Here is a 9,252-nt window from a genome sequence, read left to right as displayed (position 1 = left end):
AGCGGAAAGGCCCTGGCGTGAGCACCGTCACGATCCTGGGTGCGGGTGTCATGGGCTCGGCCATGTGCCTGCCCGCAGCCGACCGCGGCCACGCCGTGCGCCTCACCGGCACTCACCTGGACCGCGAAATCATCGACAGCGTGAAGGCCTCAGGCCGCCACCCGAAGCTCAATGTCACGCTTCCCGGCACCGTGCGCGCCTTCCACCATGAGGAGTTCGCCGCGGCCCTGGGCACGGATACGGACCTCATCGTGCTCGGCGTCAGTTCGGCAGGTGTTGGCTGGGCCATCGACCGGCTGTGCGAGGCGCTGAAGGCCCCCGTCCCCGTCGTCATGATCACCAAGGGCATGCACCCGGAAGAGGCGAAGCTCACGGCATTGCCGGACCGCGTCGCGGCGGAAGTGAAGCGCCGCACCGGCATCTCACTTCCCATCGCTGCCATCGGCGGGCCCTGCATCGCGGGAGAACTCGCCGTCCGGCGCCACACCGGCACCGTCATCACCGCGCATGATGTGAGCCTCGCTGAAAATCTCTGCGCCATGCTGGGCACGGATTATTACCATCCGCGCGTCTCTTCCGACGTGATCGGGGTCGAGATCTGCGCTGCCTTCAAGAACTTCTTCGCCATCGGTGTCGGCTGGGCGGCGGGCCATCAGGAGAAGATGGCGCCAACCGAGAACCGCGCCTTCAACCACAATGCCGCCGCCATCCTCTTCGACCAGGCCATCCGTGAACTGATGATCCTGGTGCGCGCACATGGCGGCACGGAGCAGAGTGTCTGGGGCATGCCGGGTGCGGGTGACCTCTATGTCACTTGCCAGGCCGGCCGCAACTCGCGCCTCGGCAACAATCTGGGCCGCGGCTTGACCTACAGCGAGACCAAGGCCGGCCCGATGAAGGGCGACACCATCGAGGGTGCGGAGCTGGGCGTCACCGTTGCGGCAACGCTCCGCGCCATGATGGCCAAGGGCACGCTCGATGAGACGGCGCTTCCCTTGACCTCCGCCCTGCTCGACGCGCTGACGCGGGACACGGCCCTCGACATTCCCTGGGCAAATTTCCACCGCCTGAACTGAGCCCTGGCCATGGACAGTGCCATCGACCCGGAGGAACAGATCGCAACACGGGCCGCCTGGCTCTATTTCGTGGCGGGCCTCACCCAGGCGCAGATCGGCAAGAAGCTCGGCCTCAACCGCACGCGGGTCAACCGCCTTCTCGCCCATGCGCGTGACCAGGGGCTGGTGCAGATCAACATCACCGGCAGGCTCGCCTCCTGCGTGGAGCTCGAGGAGAAGCTCAAGCAGCGCTATGGGCTGGAGGATGCGACCGTCGTTCCCACCCCGCCCAGCGACGAGCTGATCCCGCAGGTCATCGCCGCTGCCGCCGCGGCGGCCCTGTCTGACCGCCTGAAGGACGGCATGTCGGTCGGCGTCGGCTGGGGCCGCACGCTCAGGCTCTCGATCCAATCGGTGCCGCGCCGCCAGCTGAGCCGCCTCTCGGTTGTCTCACTCTTGGGCGGCCTCACGCGCGGTTCCGCCATGAACCCGCATGAAACGGCCTCGCACCTGGCCGATCTCGTGGGCGCGCAATGCTACTACGTCGCAGCCCCCGCCTTGACCGACACGGAGTCGACCCGCGACATCCTCATCGCCCAGCCCATGCTGCACGAGATCTTCGAACGCGGCGAGAAGGTGGACCTGGCCTTTCTCTCGGTGGGCGAACTCACGCCCACCTGCACCATGACCAGGGTCGGCCTCGTCACCCGCGCCGAGGTCGATGACCTTCTGAACGCCGGGGCCGTGGGCGACATTTGCGCCCACTGGATCGACCGCGAGGGCCGCCTCGTCGATCATCCGCTCAACTCCCGCGTTGTCGCCCTCTCGCCCGAGAAGCTCAAGGGCATCCCTTGCGTCATCATCGCGTCCGGCGGCCGCACCAAGGCGGAAGGCTTGCGGGGTGTGCTCAAGGGTGGCATGTGCGACGTCATCATCACGGATGAGCAAACCGCCTCCACCATCCTCGCCATGGACACGCCATGACCACGGACGTCGCACTGGGAATAGACTTCGGCACCTCCGGCGTCAGGATCGCCGCAACGGATGCCGCCAACACGCTGAAGGCCATGTCCGCGGCCTCGATCGCGGCCCCCATCCAGACCGGCTTGGGACGGGCCTGGCAGGACCCCGCCATCTGGTGGGACGCCCTCATCGCCGCCTTCAAGGGCTTGAACCTCGAGGGGCTCAGCGTCCGTGCCATTGCCATTGACGGCACCTCCGGCACCATCCTGAGCGTGACACCGGACGGCACGCCCGCAAGCCTCGCCTCCATGTACAATGACGTGGCGGAAAAACCCCTCCTCGCCCTCGTCGCCTCCGCCGCCCCGCGGGAGACGGCAGCACTCGGCAGCACATCGCCGCTTGCGCGCGCCATGGAGCTCCACAAGCCCGGCACGCGCATCATCCACCAGGCAGACTGGATCTTAGGAAAACTCTCCGGCCGCTTCGACGTGACGGATGAGAACAATGCGCTCAAGACCGGCTATGACCCCGTCACCCGCCGATGGCCGGCGTGGATCGGGGCCACCAGCTTCGATCCGGAAAATCTTCCCAGCGTCGTCCCCGCCGGAACGAAAGTCGCCACCATCCACCCCGCACAGGCGCAGGCCTTCGGCCTTCCTGAGGACGTAGCGATCGTCGCCGGAACCACGGATGGCTGTGCCGCCTTCCTCGCCAGCGGTGCGGCTGAGGCGGGAGACGGCGTCACCTCGCTCGGCACCACGCTGACGCTGAAGCTGCTCTCGGCCAGTCCCGTCTTCGCGCCGGACTTCGGCATCTACAGCCACCGCATCGGAGACCAGTGGCTCGCAGGTGGCGCATCGAACACCGGGGGTGCTGCCATCGGCAAATTCTTCACGAAGGATGATCTCACCCGCCTCACGCCCCTGCTCGAACCTGACCGCCCGACCGGCCTCGACTATTACCCGCTGCCCAAGCCCGGCGAGCGCTTCCCCGTCAACGACCCCAATTTTCAGCCGCGCCTCGAACCGCGGCCTGAGGATGAGCGCATGTTCTTCCAGGCCATGCTCGAAGGCATCGCCCGCATTGAGGCTGAGGCCTATGCCAAGCTCGGCGAACTCGGCGCCTCGCCGCTCGCCTCCATCCGCACCGCAGGCGGCGGTGCCGCCAATGCGGCCTGGACGAAGATCAGGCTCAGGGCACTCGGCGTGCCGGAAAAACCATCGCTCAGCGAGCATGCCGCGGTGGGCACTGCCCGCCTCGCCTGGCGCGGGATCGGCCATGCAAATTAGCGGCCTTCGCGAGATCGCGCAGCACTTCGACGGCATGCTGATCGACCAGTTCGGCGTCATCCATGACGGCCAGACGCTCTATCCCGGCACCCTCAGTGTCCTGAGCGAACTGAAGGCGATGGGCATTCCCGTCGCCGTCATGACCAATTCAGGAAAGCGCGCGGAAGCCAACCGCCAGCGCCTCGTGAAAATGGGCGTGCCGCGCGATCACTTCGTGGATGCGGTTAGCTCCGGCGAGGTCGCCTTCAACAGCCTCACCGCGACGCGCGCTTTCCTCATCGGCAAGGACGGCGAGGACTACGGCTTCGATGGCATCACCTTCGTGAGCGACCCGAGGGATGCAGAGATCATCCTCATCCTCGGCTCCAACGCGCCCAAGACCTCGCTTGATCAGTACCGCAAGCTTCTCTCCGGCCTCAGCCTCCCCGCCATCTGCTGCAATCCGGACAAGCTGATGCTGACGCCGCAAGGCCTCATGCCCGCCCCCGGCGCCATCGCGGCTCTCTATGAGGAGATGGGCAACCACGTCACCTGGATCGGCAAGCCCTACGCGCAAATCTACCAGCAGGCCGCGCGCCTCATCGGCAGCCCCAAACGCATCCTCTGCATCGGCGACAGTGCGGAGCATGACGTGGCCGGCGGCCGCAATGCGGGCCTCTCCACCCTTCTCGTCCTGCAGGGCGTCTCGGCGGGTCATGACCCCGAAGCACTCTCGCCCCAACCCGATTACGTGATGGATTCCTTCCGATGGTAGAACTCGATCAGCTCCGCGCGCTCTCGGCCAGGGTGGGTGCGGATCCCCTGCTGGTGCAGGCCGCAGGCGGCAACACGTCCCTGAAGCAGGACGGCGTCATGTGGATCAAGGCGTCCGGCACCTGGCTGAAGGATGCACTCGCGCGCGACATCTTCGTGCCGCTCGATCATAAGGCCATCCTCGATGCCCTCGCCAAGGATGATCCGGCGTGTGAATCCTGTGTCACCTTCGTCCGCACGGACTTGAACAGCACGGGTCTGCGCCCCTCGATCGAGACCACCGTCCACGCCCTCATGCCGCAGCGCGTGGTGGTCCACGTCCACTGCGTCAACACCATCGCCTGGGCCATCCGCGCTGATGGCGAACAGCGCCTCGCCGAAAAGCTCGCAGGCTTCACCTGGGCCTTCATACCCTATGCCCGCCCCGGCTTGGCCCTCGCCGGCGCCATTTCGTCCCGCATGCGCCCCGGCGTCGATGTGCTGGTGCTGGGCAACCACGGCCTCGCCGTCGCGGCAGAGACGGTGGAGGCAGCCGATGCCCTCCTCGCGCAAGTGGTCACCGCCCTCACCCGCCCCGTCCGCGCGGCAGCCAAGGTGGACCGCACCGCCTTGGCCAGGCTCTGCACCGGCACCGCCTACAAGCCCGCCATAATGGACGAAACCCACGCGCTGGCCACAGACCCCCTGGCCCTGAAGCGCAGCGGCAAGGCGGTCTTCTACCCTGATCATGTGGTGTTCCTAGGCGTCGGCGTTGCCACCAGCTTTGACGGCAACCCGCCCCTCGTCGCCATCCCCGGCCAGGGCGTCCTCATCCACCAGGACGCCAAGCCGGCCATCGAACCCATGGGCCGCTGCCTCGCCGACGTCATGCGCCGCGTGGAAGAGCACGACCCGCTGGTCGCCCTCACCGACACCGACATCGACCGCCTGGTGAACTGGGACGCCGAGAAATACCGCCAGACGCTGAAGGTGACCTAACCCATCGTCTTCTCCCGCTCCTTCAGCGGGAGAAGACGCGCACGCACCCGCCCAGCCCCCCCCCACCCCTACCCCTCCCCACAAGGGGGAGGGGGTCCCAGACAAGACATGTCCGTTCCAGGTTCCCCTCCCCCTTGTGGGGAGGGGCAGGGGTGGGGGTCCCGCGAGTCCAAACCCCACCACAATCGTTATCACAACATAAAATACTTTAATTAACTCTTTTCATCAACGCCATTCCTCCCTTAACGTCACGATTCGTGACGGTCTCCCTCCCCGACTTCATCTCCCACTGGCACGGCGCCGACGGCGGCGAGCGGTCGCAGTCGCAAAGCTTCCTGCTTCACTTCTGCCAGGCCCTGGGCCTCGCGGAGCCGCGCGCGGGCGACTACAAGTTCGAATATGACGTGAAGGGCGAGAAGGCCCGCAACTTCATCGACCTCTACAAGCGCGGCTGCTTCGTCCTCGAATCAAAGCAGTCCCGCGCCCGCCGCCAGCGCGAGGAATCCGGCAACCAGCAGGACCTGCTTCCCCTGACGGATACCCAGCCAAGGCGCGACCGCGCCTCGCGCGCCTGGGACGTGCTGATGAACAACGCCCGCCAGCAGGCGGAGAACTACGCCCGCCACCTGCCGCCCGATCATGAATGGCCGCCCTTCATCATCGTCTGCGATGTGGGCCACTGCTTCGAGCTCTATGCGGATTTCACCGGCAAGGGCCGCAACTACACCCAGTTCCCGGACCGGCAGGGCTTCCGCATCTATCTCGAGGACATCGCGAAGCCTGAGGTGCAGGCCATGTTCCGCGCCATCTGGGAGGATCCGCACAGCCTCGATCCCACCCGCCGCGCGGTGAAGGCCACGCGCGAGGTGGCGGAGCGGCTCGCCGCCGTGTCGAAGCACATGGAGCAGCGCAAGCTCCCGGCGGAGTATGTGGCGGCCTTCCTCATGCGCTGCATCTTCACCATGTTCGCGGAGGATGTGGAGTTGCTGCCCAGCCGCGCCTTCTCCGATCTCCTGAAGCGCGCCATCGACAAGCCGCACATCTTCGCGCCCGAGCTTGAGATGCTGTGGGCGGCAATGGACAAGGGCGGCTATGCCTCCGCGGCGGAAATGAAGGTCAAGCAGTTCAACGGCAACCTCTTCAAGCACGCCCCCGCCTTCCCGCTGGAGCGCGAGGAGATCGGCGAACTGCTCGAAGCCGCAAGTAAGGACTGGCGCGAGGTGGACCCCTCGATCTTCGGCACGCTGCTGGAACAGGCACTCGACCCCGAAACCCGCGCGCGGCTTGGCGCGCATTACACGCCCCGCGCCTATGTCGAACGCCTCGTCGTCGCCACGGTGATCGAGCCCCTGCGCGCCGAATGGCTCAACGTGCTCGCCTCCGCCGAACGCCTGAACGGCGAGGGAAAGCAGAAGGAGGCCATCGCCGCCGTGCAGGTCTTCCATGAGAAGCTCTACAACACCCATGTGCTGGACCCCGCCTGCGGCACCGGCAATTTCCTCTATGTCGCCCTCGAACTGATGAAGCGGCTGGAAGGCGACGTGGTCGAAGCCCTCTTGAATCTCGGCGGCCAGCAGGCCCTCGCGGGGCTGGACCGTCACGAGGTCGATCCGCACCAGTTCTTAGGACTCGAGCTCAACGCCCGCGCCCGCCACATCGCGGAGCTGGTGCTGTGGATCGGCTATCTGCAATGGCACATCCGCAACACCAAGGCCCTGCCGGGTGATCCGGTGCTGAAGGACTATGGCAACATCCGCCACATGGACGCCGTGCTGGCGCATGACGGTGTCGACGCGAAAGGCAACTACATCAACCCCCGCAAGCCGGACTGGCCGGAGGCGGATTACATCGTCGGAAATCCGCCTTTTATGGGCGGCAACACAATTCGAGCACGCCTCGGAGATCCATATGCGACGGCACTGTGGTCCTCACATAGCCACATGAAGAGGGGATGCGACCTTGTCATGTACTGGTGGGATATGGCGGCTAACATTCTCACGCGACCCCGGACGCGGCTTCAGCGTTTCGGATTTGTCACTACAAATTCAATTACTCAGGTGTTTCAGAGGAGCACTGTAGAAAGATACTTGGGTTCTAGTTCTAGACTTTCTATCATTCTCGCTATCCCAGATCATCCTTGGACAAAAGTGACAAAGAATTCTGCTGCGGTACGAATTGCCATGACCGTCGCCGCGCGGGGTGAAATGCCTGGTCATCTCAAGGAAACCTGCCTTGAGGAGAAATTGGATACGGACAACCCAAGAATTGAATTCATCGGGCAGACTGGACAGATAAATGCAGACTTGACTGTTGGGGTCGATGCAACGAGCTCGGTCAGGTTAGACGCAAATAGAGGCTTGGCATTCAAAGGTATGCAGTTGAACGGGCAAGGTTTCTTGCTCGATCGCAAGGCGCGCGATTATCTCCGTGAAGAGTCCGGGTCTATCTTGGATGAGGTTGTACATCCCTACCTTAATGGACGCGACATAATGCAGCGCTCTCGCGATCTCTACGTAATTGATGCCTATCCGCTTTCGCGTGATGAGCTGCGAGTTCGTTTTCCCAAGCTTTATCAAATCCTATTGAGTTCCGTGAAGCCCGAAAGAGATTTCAATCGCCAGGTCGCGCGGCGCGACAACTGGTGGTGGTTCGGGCAAACGAGCAAATGGCAGAGAGAGGCAGTGAAGGCTCTGGATAGGTATATCGCAACAGCACGCACTGCGAAGTATCGTGTATTCAGCTTTATTGATAGCAACACAATATCAGAGAGCAAGATTGTCTTGATTGCCAGCGACGATCCGTATCACTTGGGTGTCGTCAGTTCAAGATATCATATAGTTTTTTCGGAACGCATGGGAGGTTGGTTGGGCGTTGGAAATGACTCAACTTATCAACATACTGACTGCTTCGATCCCTTCCCCTTCCCCAACCCTGACGAATTCACCCGCGCACGCATCGCCAGCCTGGCGGAGAAGCTCGATGCCCATCGCAAGCAGGTGCAGGCGCATCATCAGGAGATCACCCTCACCCAGATGTACAATGTGCTGGAGGCCGTGAGGTCCGGCGCGGCCCTCTCCCCCGCCGAGGCGCGCATCAGGGACGTTGGCCTGGTGCTGGTGCTGAAGGACTATCATGACGAGCTCGATGCCGCCGTGGCCCAGGCCTATGGCTGGCCGGCGAACCTTCCCGAGGATGAGGTGCTGGTCCGCCTCGTCGCCCTCAACAAGGCGCGCGCCGCGGAGGAGGCGAAAGGCCACGTCCGCTGGCTCCGCCCAGACTATCAGATCCCCCGCTTCGGCTCCCCAAGGGAGAAGCAGGAACAAGCCGATTTAGGCCTTGTGCCCGCAGCCATCCCTGTTCGCAGCAAGCCCGCCTTCCCGTCAGGCGCGGTGGAGCAGACGGGTGCGGTCATGGCAGCCCTCGCCGCCGCCACCTCGCCCCAGTCGGCCCGCGACATTGCCGAAGGCTTCCGCCAGGGCCGCAAGGTCGAACCCCAGGTCCGTGCTGCGCTGGCCGCCATGGCCCGCATGGGCTTCATCGCCGTCCACGACGGCGGCACCCGCTTTGCGGCTCTGCGCGCGGCGTGATCCGCCGCCCTGCCACGCGGCCCCCCACCCCTACCCCTCCCCACGAGGGGGAGGGGAACCAGGAACGGACATGTCTCATCTAGGACCCCCTCCCCCTTGTGGGGAGGGGTTGGGGTGGGGGCTGCTCCGCGCACGAGACACGCTCACGCACGCGCAAAGTCGAGGTTCATGGGGGCCTCGTGTTCCTGTGGTTTCGTCAAGGGCACGTCAGGTCCCACGATCTGCAGATCGAAGTTCGCGAAGTGCGCCTCTCCCGCGCCCGCCAGATAGAAGCCGAAGTTCAGGGACAGCGCTTCGGTGGGAATGTCGAGAACAACATCTCTCCGGCACCAGTCCGACGTTCCTTTCAGCGCTCCGTTGGTCTTGAGCGTTTCGAGATTGTTGAAGGCGACGAAGCGCCCTCTGGAATCATCCGCACGCAGAAAGATCGTAGCACTTCCCCCGACATTCTCCGCCCGCAAATGGCCAGAGAAACGAACGCGCTTGCCCACGTAATTCTGGGCGGTGATGGACTGGATCAGGGTCGCAAAGCCGTCTTCTCCTGTCATGTTGCGCAGCCAGAACACGGGCTGCCCCTGGTGCCGTTCTGAGGCGTTGAGGCCGCCCTCGAAGTTCGGGGTGTTCTTG

The 9,252-nt window shown here is 64.3% G+C and carries 6 protein-coding genes and 1 pseudogene; 6 read left to right on the top strand and 1 reads right to left on the bottom strand.

Annotated features, from left to right (window positions below):
* The 6 genes from ACILRA_RS14900 to ACILRA_RS14875 form a co-directional block, all read left to right on the top strand.
* The coding region (locus tag ACILRA_RS14900; protein WP_395662875.1) for a hypothetical protein at positions 1 to 1,076 on the top strand (1,076 nt) is incomplete at its 5' end.
* Between the two features lie 9 nt (positions 1,077 to 1,085).
* Positions 1,086 to 2,039 (top strand): sugar-binding transcriptional regulator, encoded by a 954-nt coding sequence (locus tag ACILRA_RS14895; RefSeq protein WP_395662874.1) that lies wholly within the window; start codon positions 1,086 to 1,088, stop codon positions 2,037 to 2,039.
* Positions 2,036 to 3,307, top strand: coding sequence for an FGGY-family carbohydrate kinase (locus ACILRA_RS14890; RefSeq protein WP_395662873.1), 1,272 nt, complete (start codon positions 2,036 to 2,038; stop codon positions 3,305 to 3,307). Before ACILRA_RS14895 ends, ACILRA_RS14890 begins: the two co-directional genes overlap by 4 nt.
* Positions 3,297 to 4,061, top strand: a complete 765-nt coding sequence (locus ACILRA_RS14885) for a TIGR01459 family HAD-type hydrolase (protein ID WP_395662872.1) — start codon at positions 3,297 to 3,299, stop codon at positions 4,059 to 4,061. Before ACILRA_RS14890 ends, ACILRA_RS14885 begins: the two co-directional genes overlap by 11 nt.
* On the top strand, positions 4,055 to 5,038 hold the full coding sequence (locus ACILRA_RS14880; protein ID WP_395662871.1) for a class II aldolase/adducin family protein: 984 nt from the start codon (positions 4,055 to 4,057) through the stop codon (positions 5,036 to 5,038). The genes ACILRA_RS14885 and ACILRA_RS14880 overlap by 7 nt, the downstream gene beginning before the upstream one ends.
* 257 nt (positions 5,039 to 5,295) lie before the next feature.
* Positions 5,296 to 8,625 (top strand): class I SAM-dependent DNA methyltransferase, encoded by a 3,330-nt coding sequence (locus ACILRA_RS14875; RefSeq protein WP_395662870.1) that lies wholly within the window; start codon positions 5,296 to 5,298, stop codon positions 8,623 to 8,625.
* Positions 8,626 to 8,768: 143 nt separating this feature from the next.
* Here the strand turns inward: ACILRA_RS14875 and ACILRA_RS14870 are convergent.
* Positions 8,769 to 9,252, bottom strand: a pseudogene (locus ACILRA_RS14870) (hypothetical protein); the annotation flags it as partial.

Source organism: Aestuariivirga sp. (assembly GCF_044239095.1).
Classification (GTDB): domain Bacteria; phylum Pseudomonadota; class Alphaproteobacteria; order Rhizobiales; family Aestuariivirgaceae; genus Aestuariivirga.
Note: the sequence above shows the minus strand (reverse complement) of the source record. Positions and strands in the feature narration are given on the sequence as shown.

What these genes read in the sequence shown, in the direction of transcription:
- ACILRA_RS14895 (WP_395662874.1), top strand. Translation starts at nt 1,086, where the DNA reads ATGGACAGTGCCATCGACCCGGAGGAACAGATCGCAACACGGGCCGCC.
- ACILRA_RS14890 (WP_395662873.1), top strand. Translation starts at nt 2,036, where the DNA reads ATGACCACGGACGTCGCACTGGGAATAGACTTCGGCACCTCCGGCGTC.
- ACILRA_RS14885 (WP_395662872.1), top strand. Translation starts at nt 3,297, where the DNA reads ATGCAAATTAGCGGCCTTCGCGAGATCGCGCAGCACTTCGACGGCATG.
- ACILRA_RS14880 (WP_395662871.1), top strand. Translation starts at nt 4,055, where the DNA reads ATGGTAGAACTCGATCAGCTCCGCGCGCTCTCGGCCAGGGTGGGTGCG.